This window comes from Paenibacillus hunanensis, assembly GCF_034055775.1.
GTDB lineage: Bacteria > Bacillota > Bacilli > Paenibacillales > Paenibacillaceae > Saccharibacillus > Saccharibacillus hunanensis.
In genome coordinates, this window is record NZ_CP139194.1 from 4,182,564 (window position 1) to 4,205,335 (window position 22,772).

A 22,772-nucleotide genomic window follows, 5' to 3' on the forward strand; every position below is an offset into this window, starting at 1 on the left:
TTACAGCATGAAGTAGAAGTCTCATTTTTACAGCGATGGACGATGGCTTTATACACAAAAGGGAACCTCCATAGATGAGGTTCCCTTTTGTGTATATCGTTTTGATGCTAATCGTTCTCACACTGATCATCTTGTCTTAATATTCATCGCCATAGGTGCTGTTCTCTTCCATCGATTTCTTTTGGAAAAAGGCAAGGAACGGCTCGCCATACTTACGATACTTCACTTCACCGACACCCTTGATCGTGAGCATCTCGCCTTCACTTTGCGGCTCGATCACACTCATCTCGCGCAGGGTCGCATCATTGAAAATAATATACGATGGTACGCCTTCGCGCGAAGCAAGCTCGCGGCGAATGAGGCGTAGCTGCTCGAAGATCGTTTCGTTCACGGCGGATAGCTCTTCACTGCCAGCACGAGAACGGCTACTCGATGCGCGTCCAGCTGGTGTCGCTACTGGCAATGGCGCACGTTGCATGACCTTATGCTGCCCTTTGAGCACCTCAGCAGCAAGCGGCTGTAATTTGACGACAGGATACTGACCTTCGGTGAGCAGTAGATAACCTTCTGCTGCCAGCACGTTGATGCGCTCGGAGATTTCTTTTTCCGTCAGATGTGACAGCAGACCATGTGTTGGTAGCTCGTCGAATTTGTATTGTAGAATCTTTTTGTTACGTGAGCCCTTGAGCACCTGTGCAACGACCGATACACCAAAACGCTCACGCAGTCGATAAATACAGGAAAAAATCTTTTGCGCCTCAATCGTCGTATCCACCAGCTCACGGCTATCACGGCAGGAGCTACATTGACCGCAGGTCTCGCCGGAATGCTGCTCGCCAAAATAATCCAGCATCGCATTACGCAGACATTTGGTTGTATAGCAGTAGTCGATCATCTGCTGCATTTTACGATAGTCGTTATGCTTGCGATCGCCTTCGTTCATATTTTGCTCCAGCAGGAACTTTTGCGTCATAATATCCTGCGGGCTAAATAAAAGAATACATTCACTCGGATCGCCATCACGACCGGCACGTCCAGCCTCCTGAATGTAAGCCTCCATATTTTTCGGCATATTATAGTGAATGACATAGCGTACATTCGACTTATCAATCCCCATCCCGAACGCATTGGTCGCTACGATCACACGTACATCATCATACAAAAAGGCTTCCTGGCTCTGGTCACGCTCCTCATCACTCATACCAGCATGATAACGTCCTGCCTGCACACCGCTGCTTAGCAGGCGACTATACAGATCGTCTACATCCTTACGTGTCGCTGCATAAATAATACCGGAATCATTCTCATGTGTACGCGCATAATCAATAACAAATTCCTTACGCTGCGTGCCACGTAGTACCGACATTGACAGATTATCCCGTCCCAGTCCGGTAATAAACACCTCCGGATGACGTAGCTGGAGCAGACGTAAAATATCACTACGCACCTCCGGTGTCGCCGTTGCTGTAAAAGCAGCCACCATCGGACGCTCTGGCATCTGATCAACAAATGGCGCAATCTCCAGATAGCTTGTGCGGAAATCATGTCCCCATTGCGATACACAGTGCGCTTCATCGACCGCAAGACAGGTAATATTCACACTGTTCATCTCATCGCGGAACCAGTCCAGCTCCAGCCGCTCGGGTGCAACATAGAGTAGCTTCAATTCGCCACGACGTGCCGCGCGAATACGTTCATTCACTTCACGTCCGCTCAGTGTGCTGTTAATATAAGCAGCTGGAATGCCCGCCGCCTCCAGCGCATCCACCTGATCCTTCATCAGGGAGATCAGTGGCGAGATGACAAGCGTCACTCCATCATGCACCAGCGCTGGAATCTGATAACAGATCGACTTACCACCACCGGTTGGCATAATACCGAGTGTATCCTGACGATCCAGCAGACTCGCTACAATCTTACGCTGACCTTCGCGGAAATCTTCATAACCAAAATACTTTTGCAGCAATTCTTGAGCCTGCTGCATTACAGGTGCCTGTATACTCATTCTTCAAAACTCCTGTCTATCTGAACTTAACGATCTTCGAATTTCACATATTTCAATCCATAGGCTTTTATAGTGTAGGCTGTAATAGATAAATGTAATGATCTTTACGACTGACTGTCTGCATCTATATAAAGTGTGCAAAAATACGTACATAGCCCAGACGGCAAAAAGCAGCCCAGTAAGTAGGAGTACCTGCCTGGTCTGCTTTCTTTCCTTCTATTATAACTGATGAGCTGCTATTTTCCCAGCCTTTACGGTGATTATGCACGACTTTCTAAGGAATGGAAATTCACCGATTACAAATACCATTCTTCGATATATCATATCGTTCAAAAATAAACCGATACACTATAATTCTCTTCCATCTGTGCATTTTATAAGCACATATTACTCCATACGCCGGATTTTACAAAGGAAAGCATGAGCGTACTATACTTCTTTTTATTTTTGCAATGCGTCGGAATAGTCAGGCAGTTGCAGGGAACTATGCACATCACCAGAATCTCCTTCAGGCAATGTTAGATTACCGCCCTCATTGATCGCATCCAGCAATCTATTCCGTGCACTGATCTCGTCCGCTGTACGTGGCATCATGAACGAAGCGTTATTCGCCAGTGCCTGATTCGCTTCGGCAAATGGTCGCATCATCTGTTCGTAAGCGACAAAGGCGTCCTCGTAATGCTCATGAGTAGCCAGCTCTCCTGCCAGAATATACGCACCGACCATCGCAAGACTACTGCCCTGTCCGGTTAGAAAAGAAGGTGCATGCGCCGAATCGCCTACAAATGCCACACGTCCTTTATGCCAGCTCGGCAGATGAATCTGACTCACGGTATCAAAATAAAAATCGTCTGCATTCAGCATATGCTGTACCAGTTCAGACGTGATCCAACCCTCCCCAGCAAAACAATCCGCTATGCGTTTACGTTGCTGCTCTGTGTCCCGGTGATCAATATCCGGCATGTCCTCTGTCGCAAAATTCAAAAAAGCGTGCATCGTATCATTGTCTTTCACCACCGACAAAATAGCATAGCGACCAGGCAATGCATACACGACCGATTCATAAGCAAGACCCATCGTATTCGGTACAGTAAAGCCACCAAAACAGTAGCCCAGATAGCGCGTAAATGGTGCTTCATCGCCAAAAACCAAAAGACGTGTATTAGAGTGCATTCCATCTGCGCCAATGACGATATCGAATGTATCCTGGTGACCACTTTTGAAACGTACCTGAACCCCATCCTCGTCTTCGTGCATCGCAACGATCGAGTCATCGAAACGATACTGGATCGGCTGCTTCAACGTCAAATTGTACAATTCCGCAGTTAATTCACCACGCGGTAGATCGATATCTCTTGTCGCTGAACCACCTGTGAGCATGATCGGTTTTATCATTCCTGCTACGCTGCCATCTGGATGCAAAAAAGTGACCTTTTCCGAATGAATATTTTTTTGCTGTAAACGATCATAAATCCCCATCTGTTCCGCAACATCCACAGCAGTTCCACGCACATCAATCGGATAGCCACCGCTTCTGACTGCTCTGGACAGTTCGACTACGGTCACATCAAATCCATATCTTGCTAACCAGTACGCCAGTGTAGGTCCGGCAATGCTTGCACCGGAAATCAAGATTTTCGAAATTTTAGAATTACGTCTATTCGTCATCGGATAACCTTCTTTTTATTTATTTAAGGTACTAATAGTACCTTATTTGAATATGATATTATAGGTGTAGCTAAAAAACAACTATAAACAGGTAATGTATTTATATTTATATTTATATTTATATTTATATTCGGAAGGTGCACAGCGATGAATACAAATAAACAAGCAAATCAGCAGAACGACACAACGACCAAAAACACCCGCCGACGCGGCGAAGTGTTGGAAAATGCATTATTACAAGCTGCCTGGGATGAATTAAACGAAGTCGGATATAGCGAGATGTCGATGGATGGTGTGGCTGCACGCGCCCAGACGAATAAAAATGCGCTCTATCGCCGTTGGCCAAGCAAAAGTGAGCTTGTTATTGCGGCTATTATTAAATATCTGCCCCGCCCGGCCATGAAGGCACCGGATACAGGTAATCTACGCGATGATGTGCTTACATTTCTGCTGCAAATTACAGACACGATCCAGATGGTCGGTGCTGAAACGGTATTTGGCATTCTAGCAGACTATGGAGATCGCACCATTCTTGGTTCATTGGCGGACTTTAAGGAAAAGGTACAGGACGATAGCCTGAATTCGATTATGCGAGACATTTTGCAGCATGCTGTGGAACGAGGCGAAGTCGACCCGGAAGCGATCCGAGCGCGTATTGTATCTCTTCCGTTTGATCTGATTCGGTATGAATTTTTGATCAAGCAGCAGATGCTAACTACAGAGACTGTAACTGAAATTGTCGATTATATTTTCCTGCCACTGGTATTGCTCACTCGAAATTAAATTCATAAAGAACTGACCAATAAAAAAATCAAACGATAATGAACTAATGCATATCGCATATCATACAGAGGAAAGAGCACAAATGGTTGCTAAAATCGCAATCATTTGTGTTTTTCTTATGAAAGGATTCAAGCCTTTGTAACCACTACCAAAGAATCAGATTTATATGACATAAATCGGATAATAAGGGACTAAAAGTATAAATTTAGGTTGACATCTAGTCATTTAGCTTTATACTAAAATCGTTATTAAACCCATATAAAGGAGATAAATACATGAAATTGAAATTTGTAGGAATAGCTGCACTTGCGCTATCCATCGGTATGGCAGGAATGAATCCAGGTGCAATGGCACAAAGTAGCTCCGGCACCGCCGCATTTCCAAAAAACCAGACGTTACAGCCGCTTGCCACACAAGTCCAACCTGCCACTGTACATAACAGCAAATCCGCTCCGGCACAACATATCCCTCTATCTGATGTAGCCTCTGCTCGTAGCTTCGCCGCTGTGACAGCGACAGATAATACTTACGGTAGCAATACTTCGCCTGGCACCGCAGAAGAGATTAGTACAGACACAACGATTCCTGGTTATATCGATCAGCAGGGTGGAGCACGCTGGTATTATACCAATGTGACCAGCTCATTAAAATTGACTGCGTTCCTGTCGACCGGAACGAGCAATGTCGACTATGACCTCGCCCTGTATCGCTTGAACACCGCTACCTCCACACTGGAGCAAGTATCGTACTCTAGCAAAGGTGCAGGACAATATGAGCTGCTTAGCTATCTGGCAACACCGGGATATTATTTTATTAGTGTAACCTCGTATCAAGGTTCAGATACGACGAATCCATTCGTATTATTCACGACACTGTCAGACAGTTATGACCAGAACGAGCCGGACGACAATCCATTCTTTGCCAAGGATCGTGGCACTGCTCCATTTATCAGCCAACAAAATATCGATAATCTGCTGGATGAGGATTGGACGAAAATCACATTGAATGCTCAAAGTAAAGTGAATTTGCGTCTGAATAATACCTCCTCCAATGGCTCGTATGTGATCCAACTGTGGGACGCTAATCTGCAAAGCCTCGGTTCGCTTGCTCAAAATGCAGACGGACAAATCACCCTGCCCGCAGGTAGCTATTATATTCAGGTGTATGCTCCATCGACCTTTGATATCACTACGCCATACACATTGAGCGTGAATTATCAAAATGCAGCGATCGCTCGTGTCGCTGTGAGTGAAATTACATCCGATCGTGGTGTACAGGGCTTTATCGACTATGGTTACGGTAAAAAATGGCGTGTTGGCTACAACATTACGGTAAAAGGACGTGCCTTTGATGCAACAGGTGTTCCGGTTGGCAATGGCATCGTGACTGTAGGTGTACAGACACGAGTAGGAAATAATACAGTTGTGGTGAACGGAAATACCGACAGTCTTGGCTACTTCTCTATTCCGATGAATATCGGCCCTGCTGCTGGACAGTACAGCTATCGCGGCCCGGTATCGACGCATTATTTTGATATCATTCCAATCGTATTCCTGAGCAATAACAAGCAATTGAATGCAGATATTAATAGCCTGTATCACTACGCATACAGCATTAACTAACGGAGAGCATCGAGATCATAAAAGATGGCTATTCGTTTGTACAGCTGCTGGAATGGAATCCCATCCGATATGCTGGATCGGATGCTATCGAGTAAGACATTAGAAAAAGCACACGTATGCCGAGGTCACTCGGATGCGTGTGCTTTTTCTATACTTCTATAAATAATGATGTTCGATGTTCGATGTTCGATGTTCGATGTTCGATGTTCGATGTTCGATGTTCGATGTTCGATGTTCGATGTTCGATGTTCGATGTTCGATGTTCGATGTTCGATGTTCGATCAATGGTGACTGCTGGTCTTGCCCTTTTGCAACCTGTTTTGAATAAAATACGCAGCATAGCATAACACCATAAATGCCAGTCCACAATAAAACGCCAAACTCTGATTCGGGTCAAACGCAATTCCGATGCAGGACGCCAGACAGAGGACAAAGGCAGCGATCGGCACCAACGGATACAGTGGCGCACGATACTTCAGATCTTCAATTCGCTTCCCTTCACGTACATACTGACGACGGAACATATAGTGCGATGCCGAAATGCCCATCCACACCACGACAACGGCAAAGCCCGATACCGAAACGAGGAAAATATACACCGTATCCGGCGCAATCACGCTCGTCAGCAAAGCCAGACCGCCGCCGATCATACTGAAAATCATCGCATTCAGCGGAATGCCAGCTCTGGTCAGACGACCGAATACCGGTGGGAGTAGCTTCTCTGATGACAGCGACCATAGCATGCGTGAGCAAGCATACAAGCCGGAATTCGCTGCGGACAGCAGTGCCGTAATAATAACAAAGTTCATCAGATCAGCTGCATACGGAATACCGATCCGGTCAAACACCATTACAAATGGGCTTTCAATCACACCTGCCTGACGCCACGGAATCAGCGCCGATAATACAAAGATCGTACCGACGAAGAAAATAATCAAACGCCCCACTGTCGCTTTGATCGCGCGTGGAATATTTTTCTCTGGCTCTACACTTTCCCCTGCCGCAATACCAATCAGCTCCGTACCGGAAAAGGCAAAATTGACCGATAGCATCGCCATAAAAATCGGAAAAATTCCATTAGGGAAAAGCCCACCATCACTCGTAAAATTAGACAGCAATGGAGCGCCACCCGATTCCTTCATCGGTAACAGCCCGAATACAGCTGCTCCACCCAGTACAATAAATACCAGAATAACCGCTACCTTAATCCCTGAAAACCAAAATTCTGCCTCAGCGAATGAACGCACAGAGAAAGCATTTAACAAAAAGACCAGTAATGCGAAAATGCCGCTCCACAACCAGACCGAGCTGTCGGGAAACCACCGTTGCATGAGCAAACCTGCCGCCGTAAATTCAGAACCAAGGGCTACTGCCCACGTAAGCCAGTACATCCAGGCAATCATATAGCCTGTTCCCGGGCCGATAAATCGTGCCGCATACGTATGGAATGCTCCCGTCACTGGCATGTATACCGCCAGTTCACCCAGACAGAGCATGACCAGATAGACGACCAGCGCCCCAACCAGATACGCAATAATCGTACCGAGCGGGCCTGCCTGATTAATTGTGTACCCCGAGCTTAAAAACAAACCCGTACCAATTACGCCGCCTAGCGATAGCATCACCAGATGGCGACTTTTCATTTTGCGTTGAAACTCTCCTCCCCGGGATTCCGGGTGCTCCTGATCCTGCTGTACCGACATCGAACTCCTACCTTTCACTTTCTATAATCAATCCGTACTGTATCAACTTAGGAGCGTATCGCTGCTCCAACTTCAGCAATATCCGCTGGTGTTGTACGACAGCAACCGCCGATCAAGCGTGCGCCCAGCTCATACCATGTGCGTGCATGCTCGCCATAGCTTCCTGCGCAGGCTGTGCCGTGCCATGTTTTCGTAACCGGATCGTATTGCTCCCCAGAGTTCGGGTACACGAGGATCGGCTTGGACGTATGTGCACTAATCGCTTCGATCAAAGCAGGAATATACTCCAGCGCCGTACAGTTAATTCCGAGCGCTGCGACCTGCTCATGACCATCCAGCCAGGCTGCACAATCAGTCACCGCTTCGCCGCTGCTAATATGCGCACCATCGCGCGCACTAAAGCTAATCCATGCGTACACATTCGGGAATTGCTCCAGCGCACGAACAATCGCCTGAGCCTCCACCAGACAAGGAATCGTCTCGCAGGCGAGCACATCGGCTCCTGCTTCGATTAATATGCGCATGCGATCATAATGGAAGTCGTACAGCTCTTGCTCGCTCAATCCATAATCACCACGATACTCAGAGCCGTCTGCCAGATAAGCACCATATGGCCCGACTGATGCGGCAACCAGTGGACGCGGACGTGCTAATGAACTCCCAGCCTCTTGCTGGGCATCGATATAACCGCTCCAGAAGACATCTCGTTCGTCTACCGCCAGCTGCACTGAGCGAGCGATCAGCGCCGTCGCTTCCTCCGCCGATAATCCACGCTCCATAAATCCACTCACCGTTGCCTGATAGCTAGCTGTAATCGCACAATCCGCACCTGCTTCAAAATAGCGACGATGCACGCCTGCAATCGCCTGCGGATTATCGAGTAATAAACGTGCCGACCAGAGATCATCGTTCAGATCCGCACCATCCTTTTCCAGCTCTGTGGCCATCGCACCGTCCAAAATGATGAGCGGGTATTGATCCAGTATGTTTTTAATATGATTCATGCTTTACTCCTTTCAAGCCATAAAGTTATGGCGGTCACCAGACACCTTGTTCTGTCTCACGATGTCACTTTATTGTGAACGTATTTTAGATGATTATTGGTTATTTGTAAACCATTGTTTGACGAATACGTCGACTATCCTACAATACAAAACGACGCTAACAACATGTACGTTGCTAGCGTCGTTTAAGTACTTTCGTATAGCTAAACTATATCGATGCTGAGCTATCCACATCATTAGTAGTAGCTCAAGCAGATGATCCATCTTACTTCTTGAACGATCAGAATTGATTATAACTTACAAATTCACCGACCGGCTTGCGGTAGCCGCGAACGCGCTGACTGTTGGTGTCTTCTTTGCCGAGTGTGATCATCAGAACAGGAACGTAACGGTCTGGAACAGAAAGAACCTCTTTGACTGCCTCCGGATCAAAACCGATCATCGGGCACGTATCCCAACCTTTGTCTTTGGCAGCGAGCATGAAGGACATTGCAGACAGGCTGGCATTGCGGATCGCTTCGTCATGCTGGTACGATTCGCCCTGCTGCTTGTACGGTGCTTGTGCCATTTCGATCGTCTGATCGTATTCCTGCTGATTCAGTACGCCCAGGTGGAGCAGACCTTCATAGATTTGCGGTGCATTCAGATACGCATCCTTATGCCCGAGTACCACGATAACTGCGGAAGACGTTAACACTTTGTACTGCTTATAAGCTGCCTCATGAAGCTTCTGCTTCATAGCTGCATCCTGTACAACTACATAGTGGGCATGCTGCAAGTTGGAAGCAGATGGACTATATTTAACCAGCTCAAAAATCTCATCCAGCTCATGACGGCTGATCTCCACATTTTGAATAAATTTATTCGCCGATCTTCTCTGTTTCATTACATCAGTCAATTCGCTCATCGTCATCGTCCCCTCGTTCAGTTAGCTTTATTATTGTTTCGATATTAAGATAAAAACAATATAACTTACTTTTAGTAAAATAACAACAAAAAGTTACTAGTATAGCATATTTAATTTTATCCCAATACTCCTTACTAATTTATGTACGTCACGTCTCCTATTTATCATCGGTCAGCAGCACCAAGTTATTAAGCAATCTTTGAAAATAACTTTCCCTTACCTGCTCCCCCCACTCGATTGCGATGAAGCCATTGCTTATCCACCATACATGCACCCATAAAAAAAGCAACTGCCCTACCCTACGGTCATTGGCAGATGCTTTTGTTCACGATTTATATTTGCCTAATTCTGCTTACTACATCCCATTTAGGAATTTTACATACACATTCAAAGGAAATTAGCACTTGAAGCACTTCAGATACTTTAAAAGCTTCAACACCTTTAAACGTTTCAAATCCCTACTTCCACAACTAAAGAATTAAGATCATTACACTCGCGAATGCGAGTAAAGAGGTACTTCTGTTGCAATCCGCACAAAACGGAGGGAAGGAAATAAGGGGAAAGGACGACTTTTGAGCACGGGAATCTACATTCATTCCTAATTCGTAGATTCCTGTGCGATACCGGAGTCCGTCCCCTTATTCCTTCCCGGAGTGCATGATGCACAAAAAACACCATTACCTCCCATCCATCCTGTCGAATTTTAAAAAGTAATTCCTCCACTAAGCATTCTCAACGCTCACAACCATGATTAATTCCCAAACACCCTCACTTCATAAAGCGTCGGCGTATACCAATTATTCGGATTATTATGCAGTACCGCATTCACCATATTAATCCGCACATACCGCGCATTAAACGACACCTGATCCGTTGTAAATCCATATGTCGTATTGCTCGTACGATCGATCGTGGTGTAATTTACACCATCCGTACTATACTCAATTTTATATTTGTAATAGCCCTCCGATCCCTTGTACATAAACCACGAAATATCCACCTCATTGATCGATTTCACTGAACCAAGATCGACCTGCCACCACGCAGGCCAGGATGATGAGGTCGCTGCCCAGGATGTTTGCGCGTTGCCATCATTGGCATTGGAGGCTGGATTAGCAGTCGTGGCGGAGATTGCCGTTGCTGCTTTACCCAGTGCATGATTCGTCCGTGCTGGAGTGGAGATTGTGCCAGCCGCCGCATCGATATTCCAGCTACTATACCAGTCGAGTGTGGCTGTGCGTGCGCTATCGTTCAGTGTCAGCGGTAGCCAGATGAATTTATGATCACTCAGATTGAGCGGATTCCAGCGGTCGCCCATATAAATATAACTGGTGCCTGAGCTACCACTGATCGTAGCGATGGAATGAATCTGTGTTGCATACGCAGAAGGATCGCCAAATGGAGATAGTGCCGACCAGGTGCCTGTCATCGACGATGCCGTTGCATAAGCACCCTGATTCGGATACCAGCCGGATGCTTGTGAGGTGAACAGATAATAGGTGCTACCCTTTTTCACCACTGCTGGAGCTTCGCGATACGCATTATCGAACACCCAGCCCACAAAGGAGGCCACATTCGTATAATCCGCCGTCAATTGGAAAATCGCCATTGTATTGTTGGCACCGCCGTTATTTTGGCGGGAAGCAGTGATCAGATATGCTTTGCCATCAGTATCCACGAATACGGTCATATCGCGTGATTCGTAGCCCATCGGACGGAAGCTACCCTGATACACGAAATTGCCATCCGGTGTATCACTCGTTGCCACTGCTACACGAGCAAGCGAATAGTCGGAGCCATTTTCATAATGTGCCCATAGTACATACTTTTTAGTAGCAGCATTATAGATGACCTTAGGACGTTCAATTTTGCTAGAGTTCAGCTCAGTTGCCGAGCTTTTAGTCAGAATGCTATTGCCAAATGTCCAATTTTTCAGATCGGTCGATGTATAGACATTTACTTTATCAAAGGTGCCATTGGTTGCATGCTCGCCATACCAGTAATAGGTGGAGCCGACTTTGAGAATGTTACCGCTGTTAGCCTGGATCGGATTCCCTGACGTATCCTTCCAGTCCGTACCGTTCGTGATCGTTACACTCGCTGCCTGTGCAGTATGCCCGCCTAATCCTAGACCTGTTAGCAGTAGCAAAAGCGCAAGGCTTGTTGCCCAGATTTGACGCGAACTCCATTTGCCTTTACCCACATCATACGCCTCCTTGAGATCGGTTGAAATCGATTATGATTGATTTCACACTCATTCTAGTTATTATTGGAAGCGTTTACAATAAAACAATATGGAACGGTTTTATAAAAAAATGGAGAGTCGATGAAGAGAAGATAGCTTGCTTATTCTGCCTGTGCCATGCTTACTATCTTCTCCTGATATCATTGCTCAAACTTCTATGCACAGTTCAACTTTTATAAATCAATCATTCGCTTATAGCATCTTCATCGTGTTCGATAGAGAAAGTGTCATAGAACAAGAAAAGATTCGCATAAATTGGTCAAGGATATACAACTACAACTACAACTACAACTACAACTGACTATACGTCAATCCAGCCGACTTCCGCCAATGCTCGGCATGCTTATGTGCCATCTCGATAAAGCGACTTTGCGCAGGCGACTGCCACTTTTTCGTATGATAGCTAATATAAGTAGATACACGCTGGTCGGTATCATCCCAGTTCAGCGCAACCATCTTGCCTTCCTCTAGCTCACGCTGCACCGTTATGAACGGGAGAAACGCTAATCCCAAGCCTGCCATCACACACTGCTTGATCGCTTCATTACTCCAAAATTCAATGCTCGGATCGAGGAAAATACCATGTCGATTCAGTACTTTTTCAAATAAAACACGGTAGCTACAGCCTGACTCGGTATTCAAAATCGTCTGCTCTCGCAAGTGAGAGGGCTCTACCACAGACAGCTCTGTCAGCTTATGATCGGCCGGCGCAACGAGTGCCATCTTCTCTTCTACTAGCAGATCGATCTTTAATTCATAATCCTCAATACGCTCCTGTAGCAAAAAGACAATATCCAGCTCCCCACGCCGAAGCAGCTCCTGCAATTCATTACAGCCACCCGGCTTCAAAATAATCTGCACCGATGGATACAGCTGTCGGAATTCCTTAATGATCGGCGGCAGACGAAACGCAGCCAGCGATTCCGGTGCACCGATATGCAGTACACCACCAAGCTGATCACCAGTAGCACCAATCGCTTCGCGTGCCAGATTGTGCATCCGTGCAATTTCCTGAGCATAGGGCTGTAGCCGTCTTCCAGCGTCCGTCAGTAGAATCCGTTTATGAATACGATCAAATAAAGGGGTGCCCAGCTCCTGCTCCAATGCCTGAATTTGCGCCGTTACACTGGACTGTGCGTAATCCAGCTTACGTGCAGCAGCCGTAAAGCTTCCGGTCTCCACAACGGTTAAAAATGTAAACAGATGACGCGACTCCATCTGATCTCCTCCTTTTCCCATCGCTAAATCCGATGGATAACATTCGAATAATCCGTTTTACCGATGCATCTATTATCTGCTACGCTGAGGTAAATAACAAGGAAAGCAGGAACATTCATTATGACCATTTCGCGTCACACCGTAGCTGGCGAACGTTCAGCCAGTACATCCACTCCTACGAAAAGCTCTACTTCACAGCTTACTCGCCATATTAATATGCCGCAGGCAGTCGCACTCTATATCGGGGCTGTCGTTGGTTCCGGCATTCTGATCACGCCTGGCATCACCGCACGTATGGCAGGCCCGTCTGCACTGATCGCATGGGGCTGCATGGCATTGCTCATTTTGCCACTGGCGTTATCGATGGGGCTATTATCTGCACGCTATCCGAATGCTGGCGGTGTGTCTCACTTTGTATCGCTTGCCTTTGGGCCGCGTATTGGCGCACTCATCGGCTGGTTTTTCCTGATGTCCGTCCCGATTGGCGCGCCAGTCGCCGCCTTGACCGGGGCTGGCTATCTGACCGCTGCACTCGGTTGGAGCGAGCCAATCCGTATTCTGATCGCTGCTGCCCTGCTACTGCTCAGTCTAGCGATTAACTGGGTCGGATTTCAGCTTGCCGGGAAAATTCAGGTCATTGTCGTCGGTGCGATTATTGTCGTGCTCGGTGTAGCCATCGTGGTCGCACTACCGAATATGCGCGTAGCTAATTTCACACCATTTATGCCGCACGGCTGGTTCCCGATCGGTCAATCGGCAGCTATGCTATTCTGGTGCTTTATCGGCTGGGAAGCTGTATCTCATCTATCCGAAGAATTTGAAAATCCACAAAAGGCAGCCGTACGCGGTGTCATTATCGCTGCCTCGATTGTCGGCTTACTGTATTTGCTCACTGCGATTGTTACGATCGGAACCCAAAGCTATCTGAGCGGTGCAGACGCATCACTCGCGCATCTGATCGGCAACCGATTAGGATGGTGGGGAGCGGTTCTGTCCGGTCTGACAGCCGCTTGTATTTGTACAGCAACGACCATCGCCTATATCGGTGCCGCTTCACGCGTCGCCTTCGCCCTGTCTCGTAATGGCTACGCTGCACGTCAATTAAGCCATCTGTCCCCACGCTTCCGTACACCAACCGTAGGGATTAGCTTTTTGGCTATATGCTTTGTCATCATTTTATCCCTGTATTCCACAGGCTTGTTAAAGCTGGAGCTGCTGCTACAACTGCCCAACTCCTCCTTCATCCTCACCTACCTGGCAGGCTGCGCAGCTGGCATACGCTTACTATGGAAAGAACAACTAGGACGCTGGATCAGCGGCATCTCCTTCCTGTTCACCCTAATCGTATTCCCATTCACCGGCTGGGCAATCCTCTACCCATTAACCATCACCATCATATTCTGGCTACTCACACGTAAAGGAGTGAAAAGAAATGCGAAATTAACACCTTAAACGCGCCAAAGCACTTTACCTTGATCACTTCACCTCTCACCTTAGCCGTATCATAGGTAAAGTTAATGTTATACAGTAGAGATAAACCAGTTGTACAGCACAAATAAGCCAATGATGCAATTGCACCATCTAAACGTAAATTTATAAAGTAGCGCAGACCTACAGATAAAATAAACCAACGTTTAAAAGGAATAAGAAAAAGAGTAAACAAAAGTAAATAACGCTTAAAAATCAAAGTTATTCCCATCTCCCACTTCGGCAAACAAACTCGTGTGAATGCAAACTAATGAATGCGAGGAGCTCGGAACGAAGGGAAGGAAATAAGGGGAAAGGACGACCTTTGAGCCCGGGAATCTACATTCACTACCCATTCGTAGATTCCTGGGCGATACCGGAGTCCGTCCCCTTATTCCTTCCCGGAGTGGTCGAACTCCCAGCACATTATTTCCCTCAAACAAATCACTCATTTTATTTCATACACTTTTCACACATCTATTCCATTGTTCTCACATAATCCCTTGTTAAGATGAACTTACATCAGCAGCAAGCAATCACAAGCTACCGAGTCCGGAAGCGACAGCATCCGCCGGACGCGCATACGGTAGCCGAGAACCTGCGAACTGCTCAAACTTATAATGAGGTGACTTGAAATGAACAAATGGACAAAAAACGTAGCAGCATTGGTAGCAGCAATTAGCGTACTGGGTGGAGCAAGCAGCGTATTCGCAGCAACACCAGCAACAACAACTCCAGCTAAAAAGGTAGTAGCTTCCAAGCCAGCAACAAGCACAACTGCAAAAACAACTGCTTCCAAAACAACAAAAGCAGAGCCAACGAAAAAAGCCGCTTCCACTCACAAAGCAACTGCTAAAAAAGCAACTCATAAAAAAGCATCCCACAAAAAGGCTACACACAAAAAAGCAACTCATAAAAAAGCTACGCACAAAAAAGTGTCCCACAAAGCAAAAACGCACAAAACAAAAGTAGTAGCTCACAAAAACAAAGCAGCAGCTCACAAAGTTGCAGCTGTTAAAAAAGCTTCTGCTCACAAAGCGAAACAAGCTAGCCACAAAGCAACTGCTGCTCACAAAAAAGCCGCTCACAAAGCAAAACAAGCGTCCCACAAAGCAGCTGCAAAAACAGTGAAAAAATCTTCTGTAAAAGCACCTACAACTAAAAAATCAACAACAACTGCTCCTGCAACTAAAAAAGCAGCTACAACATCCCATAAATAAGAATTCGGATTGATTCTCCCCCAGAATCAACCAGCTGAACCGATACTCCTTCGGACAGCATAGGCTTCAACTCCTGCGTTCATGTTGATTCAAATGCCTTTAGCTTTGATCCAGGGCAAAGCTGAAGGTCGGGAGCACACCCTCCCACCTGCAAAAACTTGCTGCGAAAAGACGGAATACTCTACGGAGATTCCGTCTTTTTGTTTCTATCGCTAGATTTCTGCTATTACCGGATTTTCTTTGTAAAGAATGCTTTGAAATGCACCCACTGCGTCTGCTACATTAGAGAAGTAATATGTCATTTATAAAATAGAGGTGGACAAGCCATGACCCGGATTTTTGTCGTTGATGATGATCCTTATATTGCCCAGCTAATTACGGGGTATTTACGCAAAGAGCAGTATGAGGTAACAGCCTTCGGGCACGGACGTGATCTCGTTGAGCAGGTTCACGCCGAGCATCCAGACTGCCTCATTCTCGATATTATGCTACCAGGTATCGATGGATTGACCCTATTGACCGAGCTTCGCACGTTTACAGAAATGCCGATTATTATTATCTCGGCTCGCGGTGAGGAAGTCGATCGGCTAAATGGACTGGAGCTGGGCTGTAATGATTTTCTGAGTAAGCCCTTCAATCCACGGGAGCTGGTAGCCCGTGTCAAAAGTATGCTGCGACTCATTCGCAGTAGCCGGATCGCTGTTGGTGGCGAGACGGGTGTGATCGAGCAGGTTGGCGTAGCTGGTAATGCCTCAGCAGCACCATCGATTGCCTATATTAAAGCCGGAAATGTACAGCTATCCGAGGAATTCCGGCGTGTAAACGTGCAGGGACAGGAGCTGTCGCTGACCGGACGCGAATTTGAGTTGCTGCTGTTTTTGGCGCAGCATCTGGATCGCCCGTTTAGCCGGGAACAATTGATTCAGCAGGTATGGAATTATGACTTTTTTGGCGAAGTTCGTGTCGTCGATGATCTGGTCAAACGGATTCGCAAAAAGCTGTCTCAGCAGCATTCTACCCTGACGATCGATACGGTCTGGGGATTTGGTTATAAGGCGGCGGTACACACATCATGAAGACGATTCGCAGCAAAATGCTGGTGGCGCTATTTGCAGGTATGCTGGTAACGGTGGCGATTACTGTATTCTTTTTCATTCGCTTGCTTGATGATATTTTGCTGAATCAGGTCAAGCAGCAGTTGAAGGATCAGACGATCAAGGCTGTGCATATGCTGAACGAGGATAATCTGGACACGCTGGATAGTGACAGCTTCCGCTTCTTTATCAAGGACACGCTTTTTTATGCGGATTATTTTGTCCTGGATACGAAGGACCAGATCGTTGCATCCAGTAATGCGGGAGAAGTGGGCAAGACGATGGCGAACTTTCCGACTCAGCGTGAGGGCATCATGCAGCTTCATGGCAATAAGGTGCTCTATAGCGAGGCTCGGTTAGTGCATCAGCCCTTCCGTGTGATCCTGTATTCTCCACTCTCCTCGCTGCGCGCGCTATATATCCCCTTGCTGCGGACTACATTATTGTCGATTGCAGCCAGCTTTATCGTTATTTTGCTGATCGGTCTATTCGCCGTGTGGCGTACTGTACAGCCGCTGAATCGGTTAAAGGAAGCGGTCAACCAGTATGAGCCGCATCTGATGAATCGACAAGCCTTTTTGCAGGCAGATCATACCGAGATTGGCGAGCTAATGAGTACATTTCAGCTTATGGCCGATCGGCTGGAGCAGCATCATCGGTATCAGTTAGAATTTCTACAAAATGTATCCCATGAGCTGAAAACTCCATTGATGTCGATTCAGGGCTATGTGTATGCGATTCAGGATCAGGTGATGCCGGTGGAGCAGGGATTGGATATTATCTCCACGCAATCCCAGCGCCTTACCGATATGGTGGGCAAGCTTCTACAGCTGACCCGGCTGGAAAGTGTGGATGAGGAATGGCCGCTCGCCTCCGTCGATCTGAAAAGTATGGCGGAGGAAGCAGTCTATCTGCTGCAACCCGCAGCACGTCAGCAGGGTGTTGAGCTACAGGCGCACGGCTCGTCTCATACGGTCGAGATTGCTGGCGAGCAGCTTTTTCAAATTTTGCTTAATTTGCTACAAAATGCGATTCGCCATTGTGACTCCACCATCCACATTACTGTGGAGCTACCAGAAGAATCGAATACCGGCATCGACTGGATGATGCACATTGATGATGATGGGCCTGGACTCGCAGAAGGAGAGCGTGAGCATATTTTCAGACGCTTTTATACAGGGACGAACGGTGTGACCGGGCTCGGTCTTGCGATCAGTAAACAGATTGCAACACGCCTTCATGCCGATCTGACCTATGCGGATTCACCACTTGGCGGTGCACGCTTTAGCATCGTACACTACATTCCTGAGCCGAATGCTAGCAATGCAAAAGGTGCTTGACACGCCCTACAGGTTGGGTAATCTAATGATATAGAGACTGTTCATGATTGTTTAGACGCCGGGCGAATAAGCAGTAATGAAGCAGTCTCTATTTATTTCAGCGTGACTACGCAAAGGAGGAATGGATATGTCTGGTATCAAGATTGCCCGTGACGACGATCAACTGATCATCGATTGGCAGCAATCCAAGCTGGAGATCCCTCTGAATGAAGCCGTCTACGTAGCGCTGGATCAAGAATATCCTATGCTGGATTGCCATCCCGCTCTGCTCAAAACGCCTTATGGCACTCGCGAGCGTGTGATGATTCAAACCGGTACGCATACGTATCTGCTGTTAAACGGCGATCGTATTACCGTACTGAACAAATCGCATCTTCAGGATCGAGCGCAGGAGCGTCGTTCTTCACAGCTTCAGCCATCCTGATCATATTGATAGCGTACTGTTGTCCATGCTGGAGCATCGTCCTGCAATAGCGCGCATGGCAGCCCTCCGCCCGGCGGGGCTGTCATGCAGCGTTGCGGGTATTCGTCTGCTCTGTAGCCCGCCTACAGCTATCGTTCCCCCGGCGCCTATACATAAAATTAGAAGCCTGATGCCGTCACCTTACCCTCCTCACAGAAGCAAAACATGACAGATTCGAAATGAACCTGTATTGTTTTTGTAGAGGGTTATCGGGTAAAGGTATAGCAAATGAGTTGCCTGATATGCTTGTCCACGTCTATTGCAATCATCATGTACATTTACGTATTCCATCGAATGATAGGAGGAAATGCTATGGGACTGACCAGACAAGAGCGCATTCAACTGCATAACTTCAATAATCTGACCAAATCACTCAGCTTCAATATGTACGATATTTGCTACACACGCACACGTGAGGAACGAGAAGCCTATATTGCTTATATTGATGAGCAATACAATGCAGATCGGTTAAGCAAAATTTTGACCAATGTGTCCGATATTATCGGTGCGCATGTGCTGAATATTGCCAAGCAGGATTACGAGCCACAGGGAGCCAGCGTAACGATGCTGATCTCCGAAGAGCCTGTCGAGACAGCGCCAAATGCTTCCTTTGAAGAATCGCCCGGGCCGCTGCCTGAGCATGTGCTGATCCATCTGGATAAGAGCCATATTACGGTGCATACGTATCCTGAATACCATCCAGACGAGGGCATTAGCACATTCCGCGCCGATATTGATGTGTCCACCTGCGGCGAGATCTCACCGCTCAAGGCACTGAACTTTATGATCCATTCCTTTGATACAGATATTATGACGATTGACTATCTGGTACGAGGTTTTACACGGGATATTAAAGGCAACAAGCTGTTTATCGACCATGATATTAGCTCTATTCAAAATTTTATCCCGGATGAAGTGAAGGATCTGTATCATATGATTGATGTGAATATTTATCAGGAAAACATTTTCCATACGAAGTGTAAACGAAAAGAATTCGATCTGGATAACTATCTGTTCGGCTATACGAGCGATTCGTTATCTGAGGAAGAGCAACAGCATATTACCGATCGTTTGACACGAGAGATGAACGAGATTTATTATGCTAAAAACATGGGCTAAGGAGTGACCCGCATTGCCATCTACATTATTAAAAAATATTACCGAAGAACAAGGCTGTCTGAGCGCCGTCTTCGACAGCACTTTATTTAAAAAGCCCATTCCCGTGCATGGAATTGAGTCGCAGGTTCCACTAGCCTATATGGAGCGCTGCGCACAGGCATTTAACGCATTGAGCCCGGCAGTATTACAGCAGCTCTATCAATGTAGCTACGATTATTATATCGATTGCTGCGAATGGTCGGATGAGGTGCTACCGACGATTGAACGACCAGAGGATATTTTGCAACATCTCTCTCCACTCAGTATGCAGGTTCCAGCCTTTCCAGCAGAATACAATGCAGAAACAGCTGAACCGATCATGCATCTGCATATGGATTGTGATTGGGAATTTGAACATGGCATGGGATGGCTCATTCGCGGAGAGGATATTTTATATGTAAGCAGCTGCGATGGACTCCCTGAATGGAAGGATGAAGAGTATTATCGTAATTTAGAAAGTAATTTTGCATTTGGCAATAAGCTGTAAGCTTGATAGTATACAGCCTTGTTAAAGCTATGCTACAAAATAAAGCCGCTAATGCATCACAGCTATTGTAACTAGCTATGATGCATCAGCGGCTTCTATTCATGTTGCCTTATTTAATGAAAAGTGTGTACAGTCCTAATACTCGTTAGACATGAAGAAAATCGACTGAATAAAATGAGAGCAATCGCTGCGCATTAATGTCTAGGCTTCGGTTCGCATTTCATACAGATGATTGATCATGTAATTAGAGAACTAGCATATAATATATAGAAGCTAGCCATCATACCGAATCACGAATACATCATCTGCTACTTCAAGCATCCTCATGAATACGACGCTGCACCTGTTCCAGTAGCTCCATTTTACGATCGGTAATTTTGTTCATCAATACCCTCGAATGACCCGCATAGGCCTGCTTGAGATCATCGTCTTTTAACGTGACCAGATTAATATTAACGGTTAATAAGGAGCTATGGGCTGCTGCTTCAAACAGAATAATGCCGATACCTATATCCGATAGCACGGTACGATTGCATACTTCAATTAACGGTGCCGCGCTGTACATCCCGTACAGACAGCATTCCATTAAGCGTAGCGGCGTATCGATCGACTGAATCCGTGTCTCATAGATCGTTAGTCTTCGTTCTTCCTGTTGCTCCGGCGTGAGCTTGGGCAAGCTCAGCGCCTCGATATACTGACCAAAGGCTTCAATATCCTCTGCCATCAACCATTCACATGCAGTCGAAATATATTCCATATCTTGCAGAGCCTGCGCGACATGCTGCTGGATCTGCTCATAACCTTCGCCCTGTGAAAAGTTTGCCGTCATCGAGGTCATTGCCGCACCCAGTGCAGCGACGATGGAAGCAACACTGCCTCCACCCGGTGTAGGCTCCGAGCGTGCCAGCTGTTCCATGATCCGCCGAAGCGGCTCGTCCCATGAAACAGTATTCAATTCCGCTTGTTCTACCTTCATGTGAGTTCCCTCCTCTGACAGGCATTATTCCATTATTACCCACTTACCAGCAGCTTGCTATCGTTAAAACGTCGGTTGATGTATTTATTTTACAACTACTCTCTACATAACACCATGTCCAAAATGGCTGAATAGATGAGCAATATCTAACTTTCTAACTTGAGAAGCTGTCCTTTGCTAACGTAAAATCGCAATCATACTTATTTATACGCAGCAAGCTTCAATTTCGATTATGACACACAGAATATTACGGGTAGATAGCGTATATTTCCCTGCTATATACCGAAGTACAGCAACAAAAAAGGAAACGTTAACAAATAACACTTTGTCAGTCCCCTGCACACTCAGGTATAATAAATAGCGACTTCACTTTTTAGGGAAGACAGGCTTTGTCACAAGCAGGCAGACGATATCTACAGGAACCGTTTATATTCTGATGATCAGGAGAGACAATAATGCATAAGCAAGCTCTTCCTTTTTCCACACATCCTATATGACAACGCTGTTCAGCAGCTGGTAATGCTGCGATTCAACGAGGACCTCCCGAACGCTAGCGATTCGCGCTATGCGTTTACACTGTAGCTTTCCAATCCTATACAGGGGGGTTTCTTGAATGAGTGTATATCCGATTGAATTTACACAGTATTTTGCCGATTATGAGCAGAGCTTTGCTGGCTGGGATTTTGCATGGATTCATGATACAGGACGTATTGACAGTGAACCACTCGACTGGTCTTATGTCAGTTTATTAACAAGCCAGATGGCGAGTGCCGATTGTATGCTGGATATGGGCACAGGTGGCGGCGAGCTGCTATCGATGCTACGTCCGCTTCCCAGACAGGTATTTGCCACAGAAGCGTATGCACCAAATGTGCCGATTGCACGTAAACGTCTGGAGCCACTGGGCATCACCGTAGCGGCATTGGAGCGAGATGATGATCTTCCCTTTGCAGAGGGTCAGTTTGATCTCGTTATTAATCGCCATGAGTCATATGATCCTGCTGAGCTATGGAGGATTATGAAGCCAGGGGCACGATTAATCACCCAGCAGGTTGGCGGTACGGATTGCACAGGCATTAATGATGCACTCGGCGCGCCGTATAATGATGAGTTTCGTCATTGGACGCTGGCATTTGCCGTAGATCAGCTACAGAAGCAAGGTTTTCGTATTATACGCCAGCAGGAGCAATTCCCGATTCAGCGCTTCTACGATATCGGTGCTCTAATCTATTATTTAAAAGCAATTGAGTGGCAAATCCTCGGATTTGAGCCTGCTCTGTATATCGAGCAGCTATACTCCATTCATTTGCATATTGCATCGCATGGCTATTTTGATGTCAGACAGGATCGATTTTTACTGATCGCTGAACGAGGCTAACGCATCATAAGCGAGCGATGAATTCTAATCAATT

At 46.6% G+C, this 22,772-nt stretch carries 18 protein-coding genes; 10 read left to right on the forward strand and 8 right to left on the reverse strand.

Features of this window, described 5'->3' with window-relative positions; translation table 11 throughout:
* Positions 1 to 136: 136 nt before the first annotated feature.
* Positions 137 to 2,005 (reverse strand): DNA helicase RecQ, encoded by a 1,869-nt coding sequence (gene recQ / locus SK066_RS17005; protein ID WP_188773785.1) that lies wholly within the window; start codon positions 2,003 to 2,005, stop codon positions 137 to 139.
* Between the two features lie 441 nt (positions 2,006 to 2,446).
* Complete coding sequence (locus SK066_RS17010) at positions 2,447 to 3,673, reverse strand: FAD-dependent monooxygenase (protein ID WP_320542358.1); 1,227 nt, start codon at positions 3,671 to 3,673, stop codon at positions 2,447 to 2,449.
* Positions 3,674 to 3,820: 147 nt separating this feature from the next.
* Between SK066_RS17010 and SK066_RS17015 the strand changes: the two genes are divergently transcribed.
* Together SK066_RS17015 and SK066_RS17020 are read left to right on the forward strand one after the other, a co-directional pair.
* Positions 3,821 to 4,456 carry a TetR/AcrR family transcriptional regulator gene (locus tag SK066_RS17015; protein ID WP_320542359.1) on the forward strand — a complete coding sequence of 212 codons (636 nt, stop codon included), beginning with the start codon at positions 3,821 to 3,823 and terminating at the stop codon, positions 4,454 to 4,456.
* Between the two features lie 275 nt (positions 4,457 to 4,731).
* Positions 4,732 to 6,078: a carboxypeptidase regulatory-like domain-containing protein gene (locus tag SK066_RS17020; protein ID WP_320542360.1), complete on the forward strand. Its 1,347-nt coding sequence runs from the start codon at positions 4,732 to 4,734 to the stop codon at positions 6,076 to 6,078.
* A 281-nt stretch (positions 6,079 to 6,359) separates the two neighbouring features.
* Here SK066_RS17020 and mmuP read toward each other — a convergent pair whose 3' ends face one another.
* From mmuP to SK066_RS17045, 5 genes are all read right to left on the reverse strand, one after another.
* Entirely contained in the window at positions 6,360 to 7,781 is a 1,422-nt protein-coding gene (gene mmuP, locus SK066_RS17025; RefSeq protein ID WP_320542361.1) for an S-methylmethionine permease, read from the reverse strand.
* A gap of 47 nt (positions 7,782 to 7,828) precedes the next feature.
* Complete coding sequence (gene mmuM / locus SK066_RS17030) at positions 7,829 to 8,785, reverse strand: homocysteine S-methyltransferase (RefSeq protein ID WP_320542362.1); 957 nt, start codon at positions 8,783 to 8,785, stop codon at positions 7,829 to 7,831.
* Between the two features lie 280 nt (positions 8,786 to 9,065).
* Positions 9,066 to 9,692 carry a nitroreductase family protein gene (locus tag SK066_RS17035; protein ID WP_320542363.1) on the reverse strand — a complete coding sequence of 209 codons (627 nt, stop codon included), beginning with the start codon at positions 9,690 to 9,692 and terminating at the stop codon, positions 9,066 to 9,068.
* 751 nt (positions 9,693 to 10,443) lie between these two features.
* Positions 10,444 to 11,841 carry a family 43 glycosylhydrolase gene (locus SK066_RS17040; RefSeq protein WP_320544909.1) on the reverse strand — a complete coding sequence of 466 codons (1,398 nt, stop codon included), beginning with the start codon at positions 11,839 to 11,841 and terminating at the stop codon, positions 10,444 to 10,446.
* A 387-nt stretch (positions 11,842 to 12,228) separates the two neighbouring features.
* The gene (locus tag SK066_RS17045; RefSeq protein ID WP_320542364.1) at positions 12,229 to 13,155 is read right to left on the reverse strand and encodes a LysR family transcriptional regulator; all 927 of its coding nucleotides are present in this window, start codon (positions 13,153 to 13,155) and stop codon (positions 12,229 to 12,231) included.
* A gap of 216 nt (positions 13,156 to 13,371) precedes the next feature.
* Here SK066_RS17045 and SK066_RS17050 point away from each other — a divergent pair, with 216 nt between their 5' ends.
* From SK066_RS17050 to SK066_RS17080, 7 genes are all read left to right on the forward strand, one after another.
* Positions 13,372 to 14,607 (forward strand): APC family permease, encoded by a 1,236-nt coding sequence (locus tag SK066_RS17050; protein ID WP_320544910.1) that lies wholly within the window; start codon positions 13,372 to 13,374, stop codon positions 14,605 to 14,607.
* A gap of 650 nt (positions 14,608 to 15,257) precedes the next feature.
* Positions 15,258 to 15,842 carry a hypothetical protein gene (locus SK066_RS17055; protein WP_320542365.1) on the forward strand — a complete coding sequence of 195 codons (585 nt, stop codon included), beginning with the start codon at positions 15,258 to 15,260 and terminating at the stop codon, positions 15,840 to 15,842.
* 326 nt (positions 15,843 to 16,168) lie between these two features.
* The gene (locus tag SK066_RS17060) at positions 16,169 to 16,918 is read left to right on the forward strand and encodes a response regulator transcription factor (protein WP_320542366.1); all 750 of its coding nucleotides are present in this window, start codon (positions 16,169 to 16,171) and stop codon (positions 16,916 to 16,918) included.
* Positions 16,915 to 18,276: a sensor histidine kinase gene (locus SK066_RS17065; protein WP_320542367.1), complete on the forward strand. Its 1,362-nt coding sequence runs from the start codon at positions 16,915 to 16,917 to the stop codon at positions 18,274 to 18,276. Before SK066_RS17060 ends, SK066_RS17065 begins: the two co-directional genes overlap by 4 nt.
* Before the next feature lie 127 nt (positions 18,277 to 18,403).
* Positions 18,404 to 18,700 carry a SunI/YnzG family protein gene (locus SK066_RS17070; RefSeq protein WP_320542368.1) on the forward strand — a complete coding sequence of 99 codons (297 nt, stop codon included), beginning with the start codon at positions 18,404 to 18,406 and terminating at the stop codon, positions 18,698 to 18,700.
* Positions 18,701 to 19,051: 351 nt separating this feature from the next.
* Positions 19,052 to 19,858 carry an adenosylmethionine decarboxylase gene (gene speD / locus SK066_RS17075; protein ID WP_320542369.1) on the forward strand — a complete coding sequence of 269 codons (807 nt, stop codon included), beginning with the start codon at positions 19,052 to 19,054 and terminating at the stop codon, positions 19,856 to 19,858.
* A gap of 13 nt (positions 19,859 to 19,871) precedes the next feature.
* Entirely contained in the window at positions 19,872 to 20,384 is a 513-nt protein-coding gene (locus SK066_RS17080) for a DUF6985 domain-containing protein (RefSeq protein WP_320542370.1), read from the forward strand.
* Positions 20,385 to 20,697: 313 nt separating this feature from the next.
* Here SK066_RS17080 and SK066_RS17085 read toward each other — a convergent pair whose 3' ends face one another.
* On the reverse strand, positions 20,698 to 21,360 hold the full coding sequence (locus SK066_RS17085; RefSeq protein WP_250342795.1) for a cyclodeaminase/cyclohydrolase family protein: 663 nt from the start codon (positions 21,358 to 21,360) through the stop codon (positions 20,698 to 20,700).
* Between the two features lie 613 nt (positions 21,361 to 21,973).
* Between SK066_RS17085 and SK066_RS17090 the strand changes: the two genes are divergently transcribed.
* Complete coding sequence (locus SK066_RS17090; RefSeq protein ID WP_320542371.1) at positions 21,974 to 22,738, forward strand: class I SAM-dependent methyltransferase; 765 nt, start codon at positions 21,974 to 21,976, stop codon at positions 22,736 to 22,738.
* Positions 22,739 to 22,772 lie beyond the last annotated feature (34 nt).